23 protein-coding genes and 1 pseudogene are annotated in these 18374 nt (G+C 63.5%); 15 read left to right on the forward strand and 9 right to left on the reverse strand.

The window, feature by feature from the left end:
• The first annotated feature begins 31 nt into the window (after positions 1-31).
• Both GNT64_RS20015 and GNT64_RS20020 read left to right on the forward strand, forming a co-directional pair.
• Positions 32-913 carry a DUF4435 domain-containing protein gene (locus tag GNT64_RS20015; protein ID WP_479683749.1) on the forward strand — a complete coding sequence of 294 codons (882 nt, stop codon included), beginning with the start codon at positions 32-34 and terminating at the stop codon, positions 911-913.
• A gap of 364 nt (positions 914-1277) precedes the next feature.
• Positions 1278-1613 (forward strand): hypothetical protein, encoded by a 336-nt coding sequence (locus tag GNT64_RS20020; RefSeq protein ID WP_156681107.1) that lies wholly within the window; start codon positions 1278-1280, stop codon positions 1611-1613.
• A gap of 135 nt (positions 1614-1748) precedes the next feature.
• Here GNT64_RS20020 and GNT64_RS20025 read toward each other — a convergent pair whose 3' ends face one another.
• A complete protein-coding gene (locus tag GNT64_RS20025; protein ID WP_156681108.1) occupies positions 1749-2507 on the reverse strand; it encodes an SIMPL domain-containing protein in 759 nt (252 codons plus the stop codon).
• Between the two features lie 146 nt (positions 2508-2653).
• On the opposite strand from GNT64_RS20025, the gene GNT64_RS20030 reads away from it, so the two are divergent.
• The gene (locus GNT64_RS20030) at positions 2654-3145 is read left to right on the forward strand and encodes a hypothetical protein (protein WP_156681109.1); all 492 of its coding nucleotides are present in this window, start codon (positions 2654-2656) and stop codon (positions 3143-3145) included.
• Between the two features lie 494 nt (positions 3146-3639).
• Here GNT64_RS20030 and GNT64_RS20035 read toward each other — a convergent pair whose 3' ends face one another.
• The gene (locus GNT64_RS20035) at positions 3640-3864 is read right to left on the reverse strand and encodes a hypothetical protein (protein WP_156681110.1); all 225 of its coding nucleotides are present in this window, start codon (positions 3862-3864) and stop codon (positions 3640-3642) included.
• Entirely contained in the window at positions 3861-4190 is a 330-nt protein-coding gene (locus tag GNT64_RS20040; protein ID WP_156681111.1) for a hypothetical protein, read from the reverse strand. Before GNT64_RS20040 ends, GNT64_RS20035 begins: the two co-directional genes overlap by 4 nt.
• 131 nt (positions 4191-4321) lie before the next feature.
• Here GNT64_RS20040 and GNT64_RS20045 point away from each other — a divergent pair, with 131 nt between their 5' ends.
• Positions 4322-4588, forward strand: a complete 267-nt coding sequence (locus GNT64_RS20045) for a hypothetical protein (RefSeq protein ID WP_156681112.1) — start codon at positions 4322-4324, stop codon at positions 4586-4588.
• Between the two features lie 33 nt (positions 4589-4621).
• Here GNT64_RS20045 and GNT64_RS20050 read toward each other — a convergent pair whose 3' ends face one another.
• The 3 genes from GNT64_RS20050 to GNT64_RS20060 all read right to left on the reverse strand — a co-directional run bounded on the left by GNT64_RS20050 (position 4622) and on the right by GNT64_RS20060 (position 6407).
• Entirely contained in the window at positions 4622-4933 is a 312-nt protein-coding gene (locus GNT64_RS20050) for a hypothetical protein (RefSeq protein WP_156681113.1), read from the reverse strand.
• A 69-nt stretch (positions 4934-5002) separates the two neighbouring features.
• Entirely contained in the window at positions 5003-5173 is a 171-nt protein-coding gene (locus GNT64_RS20055) for a hypothetical protein (protein ID WP_156681114.1), read from the reverse strand.
• A gap of 511 nt (positions 5174-5684) precedes the next feature.
• Complete coding sequence (locus GNT64_RS20060) at positions 5685-6407, reverse strand: Crp/Fnr family transcriptional regulator (protein WP_231639115.1); 723 nt, start codon at positions 6405-6407, stop codon at positions 5685-5687.
• Between the two features lie 175 nt (positions 6408-6582).
• Here GNT64_RS20060 and GNT64_RS20065 point away from each other — a divergent pair, with 175 nt between their 5' ends.
• Positions 6583-6876 carry a hypothetical protein gene (locus tag GNT64_RS20065; RefSeq protein WP_156681115.1) on the forward strand — a complete coding sequence of 98 codons (294 nt, stop codon included), beginning with the start codon at positions 6583-6585 and terminating at the stop codon, positions 6874-6876.
• A 1059-nt stretch (positions 6877-7935) separates the two neighbouring features.
• On the opposite strand, the gene GNT64_RS20070 is transcribed toward GNT64_RS20065, so the two are convergent.
• On the reverse strand, positions 7936-8964 hold the full coding sequence (locus GNT64_RS20070) for a helix-turn-helix transcriptional regulator (protein WP_156681116.1): 1029 nt from the start codon (positions 8962-8964) through the stop codon (positions 7936-7938).
• Between the two features lie 164 nt (positions 8965-9128).
• Here GNT64_RS20070 and GNT64_RS20075 point away from each other — a divergent pair, with 164 nt between their 5' ends.
• The 10 genes and pseudogenes from GNT64_RS20075 to GNT64_RS21705 all read left to right on the forward strand — a co-directional run bounded on the left by GNT64_RS20075 (position 9129) and on the right by GNT64_RS21705 (position 17146).
• Positions 9129-10175 carry a helix-turn-helix transcriptional regulator gene (locus GNT64_RS20075; RefSeq protein ID WP_156681117.1) on the forward strand — a complete coding sequence of 349 codons (1047 nt, stop codon included), beginning with the start codon at positions 9129-9131 and terminating at the stop codon, positions 10173-10175.
• 209 nt (positions 10176-10384) lie between these two features.
• Positions 10385-12088, forward strand: a complete 1704-nt coding sequence (locus tag GNT64_RS22085; protein WP_231639116.1) for a beta strand repeat-containing protein — start codon at positions 10385-10387, stop codon at positions 12086-12088.
• 75 nt (positions 12089-12163) lie between these two features.
• Entirely contained in the window at positions 12164-12508 is a 345-nt protein-coding gene (locus tag GNT64_RS20085) for a hypothetical protein (RefSeq protein ID WP_156681118.1), read from the forward strand.
• Positions 12509-12512: 4 nt separating this feature from the next.
• Positions 12513-13226, forward strand: coding sequence for a C39 family peptidase (locus tag GNT64_RS20090; protein ID WP_156681119.1), 714 nt, complete (start codon positions 12513-12515; stop codon positions 13224-13226).
• A gap of 9 nt (positions 13227-13235) precedes the next feature.
• Positions 13236-14009: a hypothetical protein gene (locus GNT64_RS20095; RefSeq protein ID WP_156681120.1), complete on the forward strand. Its 774-nt coding sequence runs from the start codon at positions 13236-13238 to the stop codon at positions 14007-14009.
• A 13-nt stretch (positions 14010-14022) separates the two neighbouring features.
• Positions 14023-15342, forward strand: coding sequence for a transporter (locus tag GNT64_RS22090; protein WP_156681121.1), 1320 nt, complete (start codon positions 14023-14025; stop codon positions 15340-15342).
• 151 nt (positions 15343-15493) lie between these two features.
• A complete protein-coding gene (locus tag GNT64_RS20105; RefSeq protein ID WP_197277145.1) occupies positions 15494-15949 on the forward strand; it encodes a transglutaminase family protein in 456 nt (151 codons plus the stop codon).
• Entirely contained in the window at positions 15946-16377 is a 432-nt protein-coding gene (locus tag GNT64_RS20110) for an SOS response-associated peptidase family protein (protein ID WP_156681123.1), read from the forward strand. The genes GNT64_RS20105 and GNT64_RS20110 overlap by 4 nt, the downstream gene beginning before the upstream one ends.
• An 18-nt stretch (positions 16378-16395) precedes the next feature.
• A pseudogene (locus GNT64_RS21700) lies at positions 16396-16566 on the forward strand (DUF6961 family protein); the annotation flags it as partial.
• A 43-nt stretch (positions 16567-16609) separates the two neighbouring features.
• A complete protein-coding gene (locus tag GNT64_RS21705; RefSeq protein ID WP_197277147.1) occupies positions 16610-17146 on the forward strand; it encodes a hypothetical protein in 537 nt (178 codons plus the stop codon).
• On the opposite strand, the gene GNT64_RS20115 is transcribed toward GNT64_RS21705, so the two are convergent.
• Together GNT64_RS20115 and GNT64_RS20120 are read right to left on the reverse strand one after the other, a co-directional pair.
• On the reverse strand, positions 17143-17727 hold the full coding sequence (locus GNT64_RS20115) for a ZIP family metal transporter (protein WP_197277148.1): 585 nt from the start codon (positions 17725-17727) through the stop codon (positions 17143-17145). The genes GNT64_RS21705 and GNT64_RS20115 overlap by 4 nt on opposite strands.
• Before the next feature lie 378 nt (positions 17728-18105).
• Entirely contained in the window at positions 18106-18300 is a 195-nt protein-coding gene (locus tag GNT64_RS20120) for a hypothetical protein (RefSeq protein ID WP_156681124.1), read from the reverse strand.
• Positions 18301-18374: the final 74 nt, after the last annotated feature.

Raw genomic sequence — 18374 nt, forward strand, 5'->3', positions numbered from 1 at the left:
TGATGAGCCAGAAAAACATTTACATCCTAGCATTACCGCCCTTTTATTGGATGCGTGCATCAGGGCCCGACCAGAAGTCTCGATTGTTGTTTCATCTCATGACGTGTTCCTAATTGAGAGATTATCCCCGACACACGTCATACATATCCGAAACTCAACCGTAACAAACATAAATCCGGAACATCGTGTTTTTGATGCTCGTGTTATCGAAGATATAGAAAGCGTCCCCGAAGACCTGAGAACAGCCCTCCTAGGATCAAGGCGGGAGATCCTATTTGTTGAAGGAGAAGGTGGATCGCGCGACTTAGCGCTTTACAGCCATGTGTACGAAAGCGTTAAGGTTGCTCCCCGGGGAGGGCATGGAAAGGTACAAGAGGCTGTTGGTGCTTTAAAGAGTCTCGTGGAGCAACATTGGCTTGTTCCGTATGTAATTATAGATGGCGACGGGCGTAGTTTCGACGAGCGGATGAGACTCGCAGCGAAAAATATCTTTGTGCTTCCAAACCCGACCATCGAAAACATATTTTTCTATGACGAGATGATATCGTGTTTTGTTGATGCTGATATTGCGTTCTCGGGTGGACCGACACTTGAAGCTCGGATCGCGACAATGGCTGATCGTTGCAGGGAAACTGCCGCTAGGGACAAACCTGAGATCATTGCTCTTAGAACTAGTTGGCTTTTAGAGCGTACGTTAAGCGAGGCAAAGCTCAGCCCGTCAGCTATCAAGGCTGCTCACCTGACACCAATTACAATAGACCTTCGTAGCATTGAGCAACTCGCCCGAAGAGAGATAGAGCTTGTTATTGATAGTGGAGACTGGCGAAGAATACTTCAATGTATACCTATAAAGAAAACTGGGTTACCCAATGAGGCGGCAAAGGCATTGGGCGCGTCATCCTTTGCCGAGTAATGCTCGGTAATCATCCGACAATTTGATATAAGGTCCGATTTTGGGAACCGGACGCTAAGTGCAATCAGACAACAACTACCAATTCTCGCGTAAGCGAGAGCATGCCGGGCTATAAGCGTACAAGCATCACGTTCTATCTACATCAATCATTGGCGGCCTATCCATCTTGCATGTAGACGTTGGTGTCAAAACCGAGCGGTTGTGACGCCATAGTCACGTCGCTTTGCACTGCGTCGCCGCGCAACACCCCCCTGGTCCACTCCGCCCCCTCCCGCTATCGACCCCTTAACACCACCAGCGGCGCCGGAGCCGCGGCCCAGCGCCTCCCTTCCACCGCCGCGCCAGCAGCGCAGAGGACACGAGAATGCCCCTACCCACCGGCCTATACAAGCTGGCCATAGAGACCCCCGCCGGCACCGACTACGGCGTCGCTTATCTCTCCGCCGACGCCAAGCTGCGCGGCGGCGACAGCGGCATGGCCTACGTGGGCACGTACCGCCAGGTTGGCGACCTGTTCACCGCCGAGCTGTGCGTCACGCAGCATCGGCACGTGCCGGGCGTCACCTCGGCGCTGGGCTACAACGACCTTGTGGTGCAGCTGGAGGGGGTGGCGGGCGACTACGCCGCCGAGGTGCGCGGCAGCAGCCGGGAGGTGCCGAGCGTGCGGTTCTCGGCGAGGTTGTCGCATATTGCGGATTGAGATCCCGACGAGCGGCGTGGCGTCCTTGTCGGATGGCAGGAGCCGAACGATAGGGTCGGGGCATGGCGCGGACCAGCCTGCTCAACCCGGGTGTCGGCTTCCGGGTTATTTAAAGTAGAAGTGGACGTTTACAGCTCAGCGGGGAGCCAGCACAACTTCCATGCCTACGCGTGCGTCTGTAACCACCTCGGTACCAGTTCCGCCATTCATAAGCGTGATCATCTGCGACCAAACCTGCGGTTGTTCCGAAGTGGCGGCCGGATCGAATACGCGCACTATGCGTGACACGCGCAGGCCTAGCGCAGCAGCGTAGGCCTCGGCTTCTTCCTTAGCCTTTGCAATCGCTTGAGATATAGCTGCGCGTCGCGCGGCGGTGTCATCACGAAGGGAGAGTGTCGGGGGTTGAGCAGTGACGTCCTCCCTGTCGAGGAGAACCTGACGTACGGAGGCTAGGCGGTTCATGTCGGTAAGCTCGATCTGGACGCCGACCGTGGCAATCTTTTGCTGCCGAGCCATCGCGAGCAGCGCTGCCGCACCCGCAGGATTTGGGGTCTCATCGTCAGAGTAAGCTTCGTTGCCGATGAACCCGATCTGCGATGTAACCGGCGGCAACACCGTGATTGCTGCGTCAGGCACTCCCACGCTCCGCAGCTTAGCCTGAAGGTCGCGTTGCGCCGCATCGCACGCGTTGCGAGCGGCGGCTGCGCTATTGGCCCGGGCCGTAACGGTGAGGCGGAAGCGTGCAGTCTCGGGTCGGCTACGCACCTGTCCCATTCCCGCGGCCTGCGCGAGAACCTCTCCGGGTGCGAGGACGACTTGACTTGCGTTCTGTGCCGCAAGCGGCGATGCGGCGATCAGAGCCGTAGCTATAATTAACAGCAAACTTGTCCGCATCTGCCCAACCCCGCACAATATAGATAGAAGCGACGCTCCCTTACCTAGCAATGGCCCGGTTCCGGCAAGCAGGTCAACGGTGCAGATCGCGAGCGATCCCAGGCGCAGGCTTGATGCCGGGGGCTATTCGGTTGAAGGCGTGGAACATGACCAACGTTCGGCAAGACAGGCTGTACGATCGGGCAAGCGCGATCCTGGACGGCAACGCTGTCGGCCTCGGCGAGCCGATGCTCTGGCACCTCGCGCTGAGGCGCCACACGGAGGCCATGCTCGCGCTCTCCGGGCGCATAAGGCCGGCGGGCAAGCCCGCGGACCCATATTCGCAAATAGGGCTGGAGCGACGCGCGTTCCGCCTGGGCAACGAGCGTGCCGCTCAGAACTTGGCGATGACGCACTTCAACAAGCGCGATCTGGCCGGCTACCGGCATTGGCTCAGACGAGCTGCCCGCGCTGGCGATGAGGAAGCCGCGCTGGAGGTGAGGCGGTTCGAGACGAGGCTGCCGCACGCCGCCGCGGGCGATATCGGGCGCCGCCGCCCATACCGCCGGAGCGACGGATTGTGGTCCGGGAACCGACGCGCCAGCAAGGCGACGAAGTGGTACCCTCCCGATCCATTCCAACCCCGCGGCGAGCAGTAACGGCCGTATGCGCACGGGATTGACGCTGGGCGCAGCCGCACTTCGCGAACGACCAGCCGACTGTTGCGGCGGGGCTGCGGCGGGGTTGGCAACCCCCTGGCACGGCAGCAACCCCGCCGAGAATGTAGAGCCATGACAACGGTATAGGTTAGGCTGGCGGGTTGCGGGGTTGGCGGGGTTGTTTTGCGTGTATTTTCACTAGCGCCCGCCAGCCAGCTTGCGCGCCGGCAGGCCATGTGCCAGCCGGCCGCCCTTACCTTCTAATTAGAAACAACCCCGCGACCCCGCCAACCCCGCAAAGGACGGAAATCCGCCATTCTGCGGGTGCCGCAGCCCCGCCCGCAACCCCGCCAGCCCCGCCAGCCGGCCTACGCAGACGGCAGAGCTATGGCTCTCGTGCGCGACGACGTTGGCCCTCGCGGGTATCGGCTGTGCGGGGAGCCTGGCAGTTCGAGGATCGGCGGCTGCTCCGCGGGGGTGACCTACAGCATGTCTCACCCCCTCTCCATCGGCACCGGCACCATCCGCGCGTGCCCACGCCGCCGGCAGCCGCGGCACACCAGCCGCAGCTCCGCTCGCGCGATCGGCACCGGCAGCGGGAACATGCGCCGCAGCTCCTCTGCGTCCACGGTGCGCGCGCGCCCGCACTTGCACTCCACCCGGCACTGCGCGCCGTTGGCCCCGAAGCTGAAGGTCGTGTCGAACCGCGCCGTGGTCACAGCTGCCCGAACAGGGGCAGCGGCTCGGGCAGACGCACCGTCAACGCCGAGTCCTCCACGTCGCTGATCGTGATCCACTCCACCGCCCAGTCCAGCGTCACCACGTCGCTGGCGCCAGTGTTGCGCACGCGCGTGATCGCGGCGCCCTCCACCTCCACGGCGAAGCGGTAGCTGCCCTCGTTGTAGGTGCCCAGCAACAGCGTGCCGTCCGAGGTGGCCACGCGGAAGCGCCGGTCCGCCCAGCCCACCGGCACCCGCAGAGTGGTGGTGATGTCGCCCGACACGCTGACGCGCTCGTGCGGCTGGCCTTGCAGGGTGAGGTTCATGAGTCGTGTCCTCCGGTGGCGGAGATTAGAACATAGCAGGAACACGACTCAAGCCTTTGCCCCGCGGCCCGCGTGATTCGGCCTCGCCAATGGACCGGACACACCGGCCGCGGGCGTGTTATGGTGGCCGAATGGACTTCGATCAGCTTCTCTTTCGCTTCTTCGGCACCGCCGACCTGGAAGCGCTATCGCCCGATGCTTTGGTGGCGGGCACCACCCGCCTGCGGCTCCAGTTCGCGCTGGAGAAGGACGAGGAGCAGCGCTTCGGCCTATGGTGCCTGATGTACATGCTGGGCGCCGCGCCGGAAGTGGATGAGGCGTTCACCAGCGAGGACGACCGCGAGGCCGCACGCGAGTTTGCCGACAGCGTGGACGCGGAGATGGACGAGGCGGAGTAGCACAGAATTAGCACTTCGGCACAAGCGGCGGCGTCAGGACGCCCACCAGCCGTTCTGCTCCAGCCAGTCCGCTACCGCCTCCTCGTCATCCTCCGACCCCGGCACGCGCAATGTCTCGCGTCCGTCCGGCCGCACCACGAACGTCGGGTCGTACGATCCGCCGCCCGGCAGATACTTGTGGCGCGACAGCAGGAGATAGCCGCGATACGGCCCGTTCCGGATCACGGCCAGGCTGTTGCCCGGCCCCACCTCCCGGCGCTGCCCGTCGTTCAGGCGTATCTGCACGATCACGTCGGACGTCACCCAGCGGCACCGCTGCTGGTAAAGGTAGCGGGCATAAGCCATCTCCTGATTGATCCTGGATCGAGGCGTGCCGGAACTCTTGCAATAGGCTGGCCAGCACCAGACGTGCATTCACTCGGGAGCGTTTTCGCCCTCATCAGGCAGGCCGATGCTGAGCTTGTCAGCTTCATCCAATTCTTTCGCCGAGCCCTTACCCGCATCGCGGTTCGGCGTGTTGACGCGCGCGTCTCGGTTGATGCCCGTGATGTCAGAACGGGGACCGGATGGCGGCGGCTTAGACAAGGAGTGTCTCCTCAGGTGAGGCACGGCAGTATCGTGCAAGTTGTGGACCGGGGACGTTCGGTCGATTGCACCAGCGGACGGCCCGCTGACCATGTTGTCACATGGCCTTCAAGGTGGTGCTCGTCGGCTGGGCAGGGGGTGGGGCAAGACCAGCCGACGAACACTACCCGCGATACTTCAATTTGAAAGCCAGGATTTGATGTGGATCAGTTAAATCGACGCGTTAATTCTAGCGGAGTCAAAGGCGGCGCTGATCCATCGGTGAGCGCCTGCAATTGGTCAGCGAGAGCGCTGAACGTGAGACCCTGAAGATAGAGCCGCTCTCGCTCTACTAAATCCTCCGATCTCGTTGCCGCCAAATGGCACTGCATCGCTTCGAAACGCAGACGAACGATGTCCATCCTGACCTCGCAAATAGCGGGCTCATCGCTGAGCAGCCAGTCGGGTAGTTCATCGCATGAATAGCAGTAGCAGTTGTTATCTTGGATCAAGACTTACACGAGTCTTGACGCTACGCGGCGCTGCGAAGCCTCCGATGAAGGTAGTTCTCGTCAAAGCCCGCGATCTGGACCAATTTGGCCGGATCGGTAATGATGAGGCTCCCACGCCGTAGCACCATCACTTCCTTTTGCCGTAGCTCCTTCAAGACCCGGTTGAGGTGCACCGGCGTCATGCCCAGAGAGTCGGCGAGCAGCAACTGGGACAAGGGCAACCCAAAGGTAGGCTCATCGGTAAGGCCGATGTTACGCGCGCGTAGGTAGAGTTCGCACATGAGATGGGCCACCCGCTCGATGCTCGTCCGCCGGCCCATGCTGGTGATCCAGGCGCGCATGGTAGCCTGGTCAACCAGCTGCGCCACGTACATCGCTCTGGCGATCTCGCGGTGTCCGTCCATCATTGCGTCCATCTCGCCACGACTGATCGTCGCGACGACTGATGGCGTGACGGTTTGAATGCTGTGATCCATCTCCGCCAGCAAACCAATATGCAGATCGCAGGAATCGCCGGGCATCAGATAGGCCAGCACTTGCCGCGTGCCGTTCGGCAGAATCTTATAGCGACAGGCCCAGCCTTCGAGCATGACGATCACGGGGCCGGGACGGTCTCCTTCCCGGATCAGATCCTGCCTGGCGGCGAACTTCCTGGGCCGTGCGGTCGCCGTAGCAAGCGCCGACATGTCTGCTTCGCTCAACTCGCCAAAGCCGCGCAATTTGTCGATGAAGCGGTTCCCCATAGGCTATATTCACACGTATAGGCATTCAGGAACATAGTCCGATGTTATAGTCGAATGTTAATGTGAGTGGTAGCGCGATTGCTCCCGCCTGCTATGAGAGGCGATCGTCGGCCCAGGTCCAGGCTCCGACGGCTGAGAGTCACTCGTGCTCTCGCCTGGTCCGGAGTTTTCCACGATGGTCGACGAGATCTCCAACGACAACGACCTCCGTCGCGACATCACCACCCATCGCCCTGACCCCCATGGACAAGCGGCCATGTTGCTTGTCGAGAGCCTCATCCACGGGCTCATCGCCCGCTCTGTGATCACAGTGCAGGACGCGGTCGACATCATCGAGACCGCCGCTGAGGTGAAGGAGGAGATCGCCATAGAGTTAGGCGATTCTCCCGCCACCATGCAGAAATCGCTGGCGATCCTCCAAGCGATCCTGGCTAGTTTGAGCTTCGACCTGCCGGATGGAACGGCCTGATCGCATCGCGCTTTCGCTGTCGTAAAGAAGCGGCGTCGTATCTCCGTTCGCCGGTACAGCCGCTGATTCATGTTGCACACCGAAGTTCAAGATCGCGTCAGACCGGATGGGGAACGCGGGAGCTCCTGAATGAACGAGCCGGTCATTAAAGGCGAAATACGTGCCGGCAGCGGTTGGGTGCCCATCGACGCCACAGAGGCAATCGCGAGACCTGGAGAAGATATACGCTGCTCGATCTGCTGGGGGCAGCCACTCCCTAGGATCAATGACGACGGGGTTCCGCCGAGCTTTGTCCACGACCATGCGTTGGCGGCTGCGCTCGCGGAAGCGCGGAGACGTTGCGGAAACATCCGGATGCGTTTGTCTAGACTATAACCACACCGCGGGCAGTGCCTTTACCATGCTCATTGCTTAGGGGAGTTCATTGTACAAGAGATGGCATTACCAAGCAGTCGGGTAGCTCAGTCAAGGCTGTTAATGCGCCTCTTTAACATAATGGGTGTTGCAATGTCGAACAATGACCCGACCCGACGCGCTGAGATCGAAGTCTTGGCACTGGTAATACTTGTAACAATCGCGCTTGTGGCATATCGCTCTATTTAGTATGGTTTTTCCGGAATCGTTCCCGACATTTCCCGGTGCTGTTTGGATGGCATGACATGTCCTGTCTGGGCAAGGGGATGATTGGCACTTGACAGCAGTGCTCGACGATAAAGTCGTAGGATGCGAGCGCTTAAATCAAGCGTCGGTTGTAGCCTAGAGAAAACCGAGCTTGATCATACTAGGCGGAACCGCTGATAGAACTCTTAAAGGTGAGATCGTGCAATTCATATAGTGCTGTCACGCGGGAGACGGCGATGAGCTGGCGATCGGATCAGAGCTGATTACAATAACTGCGGGATCATGATCGCGGCGGCGGATGGCGGCGTGCCGGTTGGGCGAGCGGCGCGGTTAGGGTGAGCATCGCCTACGTCTACAAGGTGCTGATCCGGCGGCAGTTGACGGGGAGCAGCGGTCCGAACCCGAACCGCGGGCCTCGGCGACGCTCTGATACGCTTACTAAAGAACTTCGAACGGTGCCGCGCGAGAAGCACGCACAAGGCTTGACATAAGCGTCCGGATCAAATCCGCCTGACGATTGGTGCGAGTCTTCGCGAATACCTGCTTGAGGCAGCTCTTTGCCGTATGCTCCTTGATCTTCATCGAGACGGCGGCTTCGGCGAGGGTTGCGCCCCCGGTGAGCAGGCAGGACAGCTTCGTTTCGACGGGTGTCAGATGATATAGCCGACAGATCGGCTGCAGCAATTGTTCCGTGTCGAGTGCTGGATCAAGGATGTAGAGGATGGCCGTGACGTCGCTAGCCTCGGCAGGCGGCTCGTCCAACGGCATGACCGACACGACGAGCGACGGTCGCTGCGCCCGTGCGAGCATCAGCAGCGGGGCGCGCGTCGCCGCGCCATCGGCGCCCGCGATATGCTCGACAGCGGCGCGCAGCTTTATCGCATCCTGCAGGCCGGTAGCGGCGATGCCGCCGCGATGGCGTCGAAGACCATCTGCATCGAGCAGCACCGTCTCGGCCGCACTGTTCGCGAATGCGATGCGTCCGTCGCGATCAAGCAGGATTATGCCGAGATCGAATCGATTGAGCGCCGCCTCCAGCGCGACCATGCGCCGCATTCGCGCTCGATCCAGCTGCCAGAGGCGAAAATAACCGACCGCGAAGGGGCGCCGACGCAGATAGACCTGTTCCGCCGCGCCTCGCTCCGCCGCGTCCATGGCTTCGAACACCGCACTTATGACAAGCTGGCTGTGCCCCGGCACCTGTTGCACAGGCATGGCCAGCACTAAGTGAATGCCGCCGTCGCCACCCTCTAGCTCGAACCAGCCATGCTCGCCGCGCGAGAGCGCCTCCTGAAGCGGTAGTTCTCGCATCAATGGTGCGATCATGTCTTCGCCGCCCGAGCCGGCGAACAGAAAGGCCGGCGTCGTCCCGGCCGTGTGGATCGTAAGGACGGTGGTCGTCGCCGCCATCGCTTCCTGGATTTCAGCCATCACACGACCGAGTTCCTGCTCCTCGGCAACCTTCATCCATCCTCCTCCAGCGTCCTGACGCGCGGCTTCGCCACGCGCGCTGTCACGGTGAACGCACGAACAACTATAAATGCAGCAATGGCTTGGGAGCCAACATGGATCATAGTCGCCGCTCCCGAAGTGTGGCGTGGTGGGCTGGCAGAAGGTGAGGGAGAGAGATCATGCAGGCAGAGGCGAAACGCGCCTGCCCGGCGGCGAAGGCGGCCGAAGACGATCCGCTGATCCTGCTGCTTGAGGCTATCCGCGTGCAGATCGGAGCATCGTCGCTCCGTCTCGAGCGGGTGAAGGATGCAGCGGCTCTCGCGCAAGCTCAGGTTTCGCAGTTGGCGCAGCGATCGCGAAGGCAAAGTGAGTGGGAGAGGGCCTCCGCTGCCAAGAGCCGAGACGATCGCACATACGATGCCGAAGCAGCGGAAGAACGGCACTGGCCGATTGGTATAGTCGGCTCAGCCGAATTCATGCTGATAGGATCGGGTTGGCAGGGTGGTGGCCGGGATCATGGGCGCGACAATTCGACCATCGCGGCGATCGCGCCAGTGCTGCTCGCGTGCTTATCGGCGGCCACGCGGATGGAAGCTGCGGAAGAGCGCGCCGCCAGGGCAGAGGCCGCGATCGGCACCAGCGCGATGGGCATGGTCATGCTCGATCCTGCCGGAAACATCTGTTGGACGAACGATGCCGCCGATCGCCTGCTCGCTGCCGGGCGCGGCTTGCGTCGTAACGGCAATCTGCTGCACGCGACGAACCTTCGCGACGGAGTGGCGCTGCAGACGGCGGTAAGCGGCGGTATCAAGGTCGGCCATACGGCGCCTTGCGTGACTCTGCTCGTCGGAGCGGATGCGGCAAGCCCCTCCCTTTCGGTGACGGTTGTCGCGATGGACCGGGAACCCGGCGGCATAGCCCACGTTCTATGGCTACTGGACCCGGCGAGGGATGTCGGCGATCACGTACGGGCCTTTGCGCGACACTTTGCGCTATCCCGGTCAGAGGCGCTAATCGCCGAGCATCTTCTGCTTGGTGACACGCTCGACATTGCCGCAGATGCAATGCGCATCAAGATCTCGACTGCGCGGACACATCTTAGATCAGTATTTGGAAAGTCAGGAGCCACGTCTCAGACCGGACTGGCACGCCTCGTCATGTCTTCCAACCCGCATGTTTTCCCGCATAATTGCACGGAAATTGAAGATTGCGCGACTACTGTTTGAGAGGATGGTCGATCACTTCCTCTTTACAGGCGTGATCATCCATTTGGATGAGCGGATTTATTCCAATTGGAGGGGCGTTCGAGTGCCGGCCGAGGGTCTTCCTAAATGCTTCGTTAATCTATCGATCTTCCACCGGATCGACTGCCCCCGCGGATCTGGATCGACCCACGGCGCGGCACCCGTCGCACCGGCAGAACAGGATGGCCTCAATGAACGCGCGAATCATGTTGACTGCATCGGCATCCGCCGCCGCGATGATGGTGGCGATGCCCGCTTTCGCTCAGACCGCAACGCCCGATCGTTCGATCAGCGGCAACGGTGCGGTCGCCAGTGGCGACGCGGCGAACGGCTCGTACAACGACAGTTCCACTTACTCGGACTCGTCGCAAACTGCTCACCAATCCAACCTCAACAACGACTACTCGGACAATTCGAGCGTCGTGAACGACAGCTCGGACAACTCGTCGCACGTGGCGACGCACTCGGACTCCAGCGGCGCATCGGGCGCGCAGGTGGCGGCGAACAATGGCGGGAACGCCAGCGACAGCCGCGACATGTCCACGACCGACAATTCCGATCGTTCGACGACGAATCATTATTCCGACAATGCGGACCGCTCGACGACCGACAATTCGAATCGTTCGACGACGAACAACTACGCGGACAGCTCCGATCGATCCACGACCGACAACTCGGATCGTTCGACAAAAGCAACCAGCACGGACAATTCCGATCGTTCGACCGCGACGACCAACCGCTACACGGACAATTCCGATCACTCGACCCGAACCGACGATAATTCCGATCGTTCGACCACTACAACGAGTCACTATGCGGACGATTCGGATCACTCGACGAAGGTGACGAACACGGACAATTCCGATCGCTCGACGACCAGCCACTACGCCGACAACGCCGACCGCTCGACGACGGACAATTCGAACCGATCGACCACCGACAACTCCGATCGCAGTGGCGCCGGCGGAGCGCAGGTCGCCGCAAACAATGGCGGAAACGCCAGTGACAGCCGCAACATGTCGTCGCACTCTGACAGCAGCTCGGCATCCGGGGCGCAGGTTGCGGCCAACAACGGAGGTACGGCGTCCGACAATCGCGACATGTCCGACCGATCGACGACCGACGACTCGGATCGTTCGACAACCGATAACTCCAACCACTCCACCAACCGGGCGGACGGCAGTTCGGCATCGGGTGCGCAGATCGCGGCCAATAACGGGGGCACTGCCAGCGACAACCGCGACATGTCCAACCGATCGACAACGGACAATTCGAACCGCTCGACCGCGGACAACTCGAACCGCTCGACCGTAGACAATTCCAATCGCTCGGCGAACGACAACTCGAACCGTTCGACGGCCGACAATTCAAACCGTTCGACTAACGACAACTCTAACCGCTCGACGGCCGACAACTCTAACCGCTCGACGAACAGCAATGATAGCAGCGGTGCTTCCGGCGCACAGGTCGCTGCGAACAACGGCGGCACCGCCAGCGACAATCGCAACCAGTCCAGCTCGAACAGCAGCAGCGCGAGCAACGACGGGCGCGGATCGGTCGCCAACGGCGGTGGTGACGCCAGCTTCGCGGACTCCTCCACGTCGCAGACGAGCGACACCCGCGCGGGCACCGGGGCCGCAACGACGAGCAACCAGTTCGGCGCGAGCGCGATCGTCGCCTCGGCGAATCTTGCCAGCTATGTCACGGGCGTGAAGGTGAACTTCACTCCGCCAAGCAGCAGCGCCGGCACCGTCAACAACAGCCTGACCACAGGCGACGGAGCGTTCCAGAACTTCGCCGGCATGCAGTCGCTCAACATGAACACCGGTGTGGCTGCATCGCAGAACTCGTCGATCAGCGTGAGCGTGTCCACGCGGGACATCAACCTGCGGTGATGCGAACGGACGCGGCGGCCGGGCTCCCCGGCCGCCGCGCTCTGCCATCCCACTCCTCCGGCTCACGGACGCGACATGACCCCAGCCCTCCGCCTCATCTTCGCCGCCGCCGCCGGCCTCGCCATACCTGCGACGGCTCAAGCCGCCGATGACGGTGCCACGCCTTTCGCCGCCACCTCCGTGAGCAATGACGAACTGGGCGCGATTGCCGGCAAGACCGACCTCAACATGGTGGTCGATGCGCGCAACACGAGCGAGGTCTCGCACAACAGCGTGAGTGGATCGAGCGTGACGGGCACGATCAGGTTCGACGGATCCTCCTTCGCGGACCTGCACGGCCTTTCGGTGCTGAGCGCCAACACCGGCAACAACGTCTCGATCAATGCCTCGCTAAACGTCAACGTCGCGATCCGACCGTGACGGCATGAAGCGGGCGAGGTCCATCCGGCGAAAGGCGTCGCTCTTCGGCGCCTTGCTGCTGTCGGCATGCAGCACCGCGCCGATTCCGGAAGGCGTGAACCGCGTGAACTTCGGCGGCGCGCTGGAATTCGCGGTGCCCGTGACGAGCATGATCGGGCGCAAGTTCGCCACGGTCGTCCGCCAGCAATATGATTTCAGCTGCGGCTCGGCCGCGCTGGCCACGCTGCTGCGCTACCACTATGACGATCCGCAGTCCGAACAGTCCGTGTTCCTCGGCATGTTCCGCGACGGCGATCGCGAGCAGATCCGCCGCCTCGGCTTCTCGCTGCTGGACATGAAGCGATACTTGGAGCGCCGCGGGATCGCCGCCGACGGCTACCGCGTCTCGCTGGCGGACGTCATGCGTGCGCGCACGCCCGGCATCGCCCTCATCGATTTCAACGGCTATAAGCATTTCGTCGTCGTGAAGGGCGTGCAGGACGACATGCTCATCCTTGGCGATCCCTCGCTCGGGCTGCGGCGCGAGAATGAGCGGACATTTCTGAAGCAGTGGAACGGCGTGTTCTTCGCGCTGAATGGCCGCATCGAAACGGCACAGCGACATTTCAACCAGCCGTCCGATCTCGCGCTCGTCCCCGCCGGCCGCTTCTACCCGGAGGCGCAGGCGGTAAGCCTTGCCGAGCTTGCCCTCACCCGGCCGCTGCCCGGCGAATTCTAGGAGACGCCGATGGTCGTCCGGACAGCATCGCAATGTGCCGCGCTTCTGGGCCTGTGGGCGGGCACGGCGGTCGCCGCGCCACTTACCGCCGGAGATATCGTCGTGCTTGCGCCCGCGGCGGCTCCGTTCTCCGGCCCGCGCGTCGCCGATCCGGAGCTCGCCGTCATGCGTGGCGGCCTGATGCTGCCGAACGGCTTCGACGTCGCGATCGGCATCGACATCCAAACACGGATCGATGGCGTGCTGGTGCTGCACACCATCTTTTCCAGTGACGGACCGATCACCGGCACGCGCGTGTTCACCGATGGCCGCGATGGCGACCGTCTCGCGCCAGGCACCGCCGTGGTGACCACGCCCGCCTCGTCCGGCGTGCCCGTGATCGTCACCGCCCGCTCACCGAGCGGCACGACCGTTTCCGTGACCCCGCAGGCCGGCGCCGCGATCGTCAACCTTGTCGACGGGCCGCAGAGCACGTGGGTTACGGCCGAGGGGCAGACCCTGGTGCCCGTGACCGCCGATGGCGCGCCGGTGACGACCGGCCCCGGCACGTTCCGCCAGACGAGTACGGACGCGGGCACCGTGATTACGCTCGATACCGGCGATCTCCAAGTGCGCCATCTGATCGGGCAGGCAACCGGCGCGGTCGTCGCGAATACCGCGAACAACCGCGATCTCGATACGATCGCGTCGGTCAACGTGGATCTCGGCAACGTCGCGCCGCTGCTCGCGGCAAGCCTGTTCGCCAACGAGGCGCTGGCCCTTCAGCTGGTGCGGGGACGATGAAGGAAGAGAGCCTGTGGCCGGATTACTGATTCTGACGGCCGCGCTGGCGGCGGCGGCCCCATCCGCCGCGCCGGCGCCGCAGGAGCTTGCCGACCTGCGCGACCAGATCGCCCGCGAGCGCACCCGCCTCGACGAGCAGCAGCGGGCGCTCGACGCGCAGCGCACGCGTCTCGAAGAGCTGGAGCGGACGATGGTCGCGAAGCTGGGCAGCGGCCCCGAGACGCAGAGCGCGGCCGTCACGCCCGGCGGAGTGCCGCTGCCGCCCTCACCCCCGGCCCCGGCCCCCGGATCGGCGGAGGCCGGCGCTCCGTCGCGAGCGCGCTCCGCTGCGATCCAGCCGGTAGGTCAGGCACCCACCGACCAGCGGCAGGTGCAGGTCGCGGTGCTGGCGGAACAGGGTGGGGTCATCACCCGCGCGGGCCGGCTGACCCTTGAGGGCGACCTGGAATATGCCCGCGCCGATCGCAACCGCGTCGTGTTTCGCGGCATCGAGATCCCGCAGTCGGTGCTGATCGGCGTGTTCGACATCAACGAGAGCCGGCAGGACGTGCTGACGATGGCCGGCGTCGCCCGGCTCGGCGTGACCAACCGGCTGGAGGTGAACGCCCGCGTGCCCTACGTCTACCGCTCTGATCGTTCGGTGCTGGCACCCGTGTCCGATCCGGCCATGCCCAACGCCGGTCAGATCGACAAGCCGGTCAGCGACGGCGGGCTTGGCGACGTCGATTTCGGCGTGCGCTACCAGTTCACCAACGGCACCGGCGGCCGCCCCTATCTGATCGCCGGCGTGCAGGGCATCGCGCCGACGGGCACGAACCCATTCGCTGTGAACCGCGACGCGCTCGGCAACGCGACCGAGGCGGCGACGGGCGCCGGCTTCTGGGGCGTGTCGCCCTCGCTCACCGCGATTCTGCCCACCGATCCGGCGGTGCTGTTCGGCACGCTCGGCTACACGATCAACTTCGGCCGCAGCATCAACCGGACGATCGGCCCGGCCTTCATCGAATATGTGAAGCCGGGCAATGAACCGGCGGCAAGCCTCGGCATCGCGCTTTCACTCAATCCGCGAACGTCTCTAAGCTTCGGCTATGCGCACACATGGGCTTTCGGCACGCGGACCCGGCTGCGGCTGTCCGACGCGCAGACCGGCGAGCTGGGCGAACTGCAGCGCACAAAGACGCGCGACCTCCAACTCGGTCGCTTCCTGTTCGGCGTGAGCTATCGCACCAGCTTGAAAACGACGATTAACTGGAATGTCGAGGTGGGAGCTACCGACGATGCGACCGACCTACGTACGACTTTGCGCATACCGCTTTCGCTGAACCTTTTCTAAAGCGGCTTTCAATCCTATTGCACCAGATCGCCGCTCTGACCTTCTGTTTTGTCGCGGATCTAGGTTGGCAGGTAATTGAAACTTCTTCTTAGCCGCGCCAATGCGGATGCACCGGAATGCCTCAAACGCCATCGCGCTCGATCCTCCAGAAATGGATCTTGGCGTCTTCACCGAGATCCTGACAGCAATGAAGCAGCACCTGGCAGATGCTGGCGGCGCGGCCGAGCCGAGCGCTGCGCGGGCGAAGATCCTCGCGTGCTTGATCGGCAATGGGTTCAATTTCGCCGGCGACCGCGACACCTACGACGATCCCGACAACGCCGACATGGTCCCCGTAATCGACCGCAGGCGCCGGTTGTCGGGGAGCCTGTCTATTCTCTACGTCGCGGCGGCGCGACGGGTGGGCTGGGCAGCGGACGCGCTGAACACGCCGGGGCATACGCTGGTCCGCGTCGGCGCGGACACCGCGGTGGTGCTCGTCGATCCGTTCGCCGGCGGCGGCGTCGTGCGGCCAGACCACATGATGGCGCTGACCGGCGGCGCGCTGCCCGACAGCGAGATCTGGGCGCGTGGAAGGTGCTGGGCGGGCAGGCCAAGTGGCCGATGACGAACGTGCGCCAGCTCGGCCTGCCGCAGTGGCGGCGCCTTGCCGAGAGCCCCGCAAACCGCTGCCTGGTGCCGCTGACCGAGTTTGCCGAGTGGACGCCGGAGGCGCACGACGTGGGCGGCGGCAAGCCCATCAAGGGCGAGATGTGGTTCAGCGTGACGGACCAGCCGGTGTTCGCCGTGGCGGGCCTGTGCCAGCAGATGGCGGGCAGGCTGTGCTGGGCGATGGTGACGTGCAACCCCAACGAGCTGGTGGCGCCGGTGCACCCCACGGCGATGATCGCGGTGCTGGAGGTGGCTAATTGGGATACCTGGCTGCGTGGCAGGTACGACGAGGCGGTGGCGTTGCAGCGGCCGTACCCGGCGGCGCGCATGGCGGTGCGCGGGCCGGTGTTCCCCACGCGGGCGGGTAAGGTGGCGGGCGTCTGACGCCCCGAACAGGAACGGTGGGCCGAGGCGCTGGCGGTGCTGCGCGTCTATGGCCAAAGCGCGCTGACGCACGTGTCCGAGCGGGTGACGGCGCTGGCGCAGGGCGGCGACATGGCGGGTGTGAGGCGATGGACCGAGATCGCGATCAAGCTGGACGAGTTGTCTACGGGAGAGGGTCGGCCGCAGTAGTGGAGCGACCCATTGGTCGGTCAGGCTCGCCGCGCCACCGCGCATGGCTCTCGTCAGCCCGTCGCGTGTGCTGTCTGACGAGCGTCGCAGCCAGCGCCAGCCCGGCGGCCAGCTGCAATATCCCATATGCGCGCTGCCGGCTTGGCCTGCCCGCGAGGGGCCGTACGAGGACGTCGGCGGCGGGCACCTCCGAGCGCCAATGGTCAACGTGCCGCCTTGGCTGGACGATGCCGAGCAACCCGTCGCCGATATGAACACGGCCGCCATCTCCAACGTCCTCTTCGCGGCAACCGACGTACCGCTTCTCCCGAGCATCGGAAGGGATAACGCCTGGGGTCAGGCTCAGTTCGGCGGCCCACCGGTGATCCCCGCGGCTGCTGTCGCGAGCGAGGATCGTCGCTCACCCACCGAGCTTTGTCAGGATGAAGGCCAGAAGGAAGCCCACGACCGTGATCAGCCCACCATATTCGTGCGAGGACTCAGCCGCCTCCGGGATCATGGTGTCCACCAGCATCGCCAGGATCGCGCCGGCCGCCACGGCGGTGGTCGCGGCGACGATGTCCGGGCTGGCGCTAGCTAGGCCAGATTGCCAAACGCGGCAGCCAGCCCGGAGGCGAACGCGATCGCGCCCCATACTCCGAATATATAGGCCGGCTTGTGGCCCGCGGCCTTCATGCCCGAGGCGCTCGATAAGCCCTCGGGCACATTCGACAGGAACACGGCGGCCACGGTCACCAGGCTCACGCCGGCGCCCTCAAGCAGGCTAACGCCGATCACGACTGACTCAGGGATACCGTCCAGCAGCGCGCCCACAGCGACCGCCAGACCGGCGCCCTCCGCCGCCGGCGGCAGCGCTGCGGATGGGTTCGCGCCCGAGCGCTTGCGGTGCTTGGCGCCCCGACGGGAAATAAGAATGTTGGCGACGGTATACGCGGCGGCGCCGGCGAGGAAGCCGAGCGCGGTGGAGTCGAACCCGCCGCGCTTATACGCCGCGTCCATCAGATCGAACGCGACCGCCGATATCAACACACCGGCGCCCACCGCCATGACGGCCGCGACAAGCCGCTGAGGTAGGCGAAACAGGAAGGCGGTGGCAGCGCCAAGCAACAGGGCCGAGCCGCCGAGGAGGCCCCATAGGCCAGCCTGCAGATATTGCGGCATGCGGCTAGCGCTGTGGTTCGAGGACGCAACGCCTCATACGGCGGCTGCCGTGCTAATCATGCGATCCGATGGAGACACGGAAGCGTCGGGACCGAACTTGACGATCTCGTGGTCGACCGCGTGGGGCATCAGCGGCGCGCAGCAGGCGCATGTGCGTGACGCCGGTGGCGTCTTGACCCTGCTCGCAGCGGCCCGACGCTCATGACGGTTCATACATCACGCCTTCCCGACAAGCACTTGCGCCTGAGGCTACGAACGTTCGACGTGTTCAGCGAGGCCCCGGCCTGCTCATAATCGCGATCGAATTACAGTTTCTCACGCGTCAGCGGACCGCATCGGTAGGGGCCGAACGATACGCCAACATGCCTGGACTGGTCGTCAGCGACGCCCGCGCAGCGTGTTCAGCACCGCCATCGCCGCGATGCCGGCAAAGGCGGCGCTGGTCCACGGCCGGGCCTTGGCGAAGTTCGTCGCCTTCTCCGTGAGCGGCGCGTTGCCGGAGAAGTGATCGCGGAACGCGTCCGTAAGGCCGGTCTTGCGGTTGCTCGTCGGGGTTGGTGTGGTCTCGGACATGTCAGCTCCATCGGGGCGCGGAATTGCGCCTGTTGTGGCGCTGAACGCACCGACGCACGAGTTGGTCCGGAACG

Origin of the sequence: Sphingomonas profundi (assembly GCF_009739515.1) — a bacterium.
In the GTDB taxonomy this organism is placed as follows: Bacteria; Pseudomonadota; Alphaproteobacteria; order Sphingomonadales; family Sphingomonadaceae; genus Alterirhizorhabdus; species Alterirhizorhabdus profundi.

What these genes read in the sequence shown, in the direction of transcription:
- GNT64_RS20025 (WP_156681108.1), bottom strand. Translation starts at nt 2,507, where the DNA reads ATGCGGACAAGTTTGCTGTTAATTATAGCTACGGCTCTGATCGCCGCA.
- GNT64_RS20105 (WP_197277145.1), top strand. Translation starts at nt 15,494, where the DNA reads ATGGATCTTGGCGTCTTCACCGAGATCCTGACAGCAATGAAGCAGCAC.
- GNT64_RS20120 (WP_156681124.1), bottom strand. Translation starts at nt 18,300, where the DNA reads ATGTCCGAGACCACACCAACCCCGACGAGCAACCGCAAGACCGGCCTT.
- GNT64_RS22085 (WP_231639116.1), top strand. Translation starts at nt 10,385, where the DNA reads ATGAACGCGCGAATCATGTTGACTGCATCGGCATCCGCCGCCGCGATG.
- GNT64_RS20085 (WP_156681118.1), top strand. Translation starts at nt 12,164, where the DNA reads ATGACCCCAGCCCTCCGCCTCATCTTCGCCGCCGCCGCCGGCCTCGCC.
- GNT64_RS20075 (WP_156681117.1), top strand. Translation starts at nt 9,129, where the DNA reads ATGCAGGCAGAGGCGAAACGCGCCTGCCCGGCGGCGAAGGCGGCCGAA.
- GNT64_RS20070 (WP_156681116.1), bottom strand. Translation starts at nt 8,964, where the DNA reads ATGAAGGTTGCCGAGGAGCAGGAACTCGGTCGTGTGATGGCTGAAATC.
- GNT64_RS20020 (WP_156681107.1), top strand. Translation starts at nt 1,278, where the DNA reads ATGCCCCTACCCACCGGCCTATACAAGCTGGCCATAGAGACCCCCGCC.
- GNT64_RS20060 (WP_231639115.1), bottom strand. Translation starts at nt 6,407, where the DNA reads ATGGGGAACCGCTTCATCGACAAATTGCGCGGCTTTGGCGAGTTGAGC.
- GNT64_RS20115 (WP_197277148.1), bottom strand. Translation starts at nt 17,727, where the DNA reads ATGCCGCAATATCTGCAGGCTGGCCTATGGGGCCTCCTCGGCGGCTCG.
- GNT64_RS20065 (WP_156681115.1), top strand. Translation starts at nt 6,583, where the DNA reads ATGGTCGACGAGATCTCCAACGACAACGACCTCCGTCGCGACATCACC.
- GNT64_RS20095 (WP_156681120.1), top strand. Translation starts at nt 13,236, where the DNA reads ATGGTCGTCCGGACAGCATCGCAATGTGCCGCGCTTCTGGGCCTGTGG.
- GNT64_RS20110 (WP_156681123.1), top strand. Translation starts at nt 15,946, where the DNA reads ATGACGAACGTGCGCCAGCTCGGCCTGCCGCAGTGGCGGCGCCTTGCC.
- GNT64_RS20050 (WP_156681113.1), bottom strand. Translation starts at nt 4,933, where the DNA reads ATGGCTTATGCCCGCTACCTTTACCAGCAGCGGTGCCGCTGGGTGACG.
- GNT64_RS20040 (WP_156681111.1), bottom strand. Translation starts at nt 4,190, where the DNA reads ATGAACCTCACCCTGCAAGGCCAGCCGCACGAGCGCGTCAGCGTGTCG.
- GNT64_RS21705 (WP_197277147.1), top strand. Translation starts at nt 16,610, where the DNA reads ATGGCTCTCGTCAGCCCGTCGCGTGTGCTGTCTGACGAGCGTCGCAGC.
- GNT64_RS20090 (WP_156681119.1), top strand. Translation starts at nt 12,513, where the DNA reads ATGAAGCGGGCGAGGTCCATCCGGCGAAAGGCGTCGCTCTTCGGCGCC.
- GNT64_RS20030 (WP_156681109.1), top strand. Translation starts at nt 2,654, where the DNA reads ATGACCAACGTTCGGCAAGACAGGCTGTACGATCGGGCAAGCGCGATC.
- GNT64_RS20045 (WP_156681112.1), top strand. Translation starts at nt 4,322, where the DNA reads ATGGACTTCGATCAGCTTCTCTTTCGCTTCTTCGGCACCGCCGACCTG.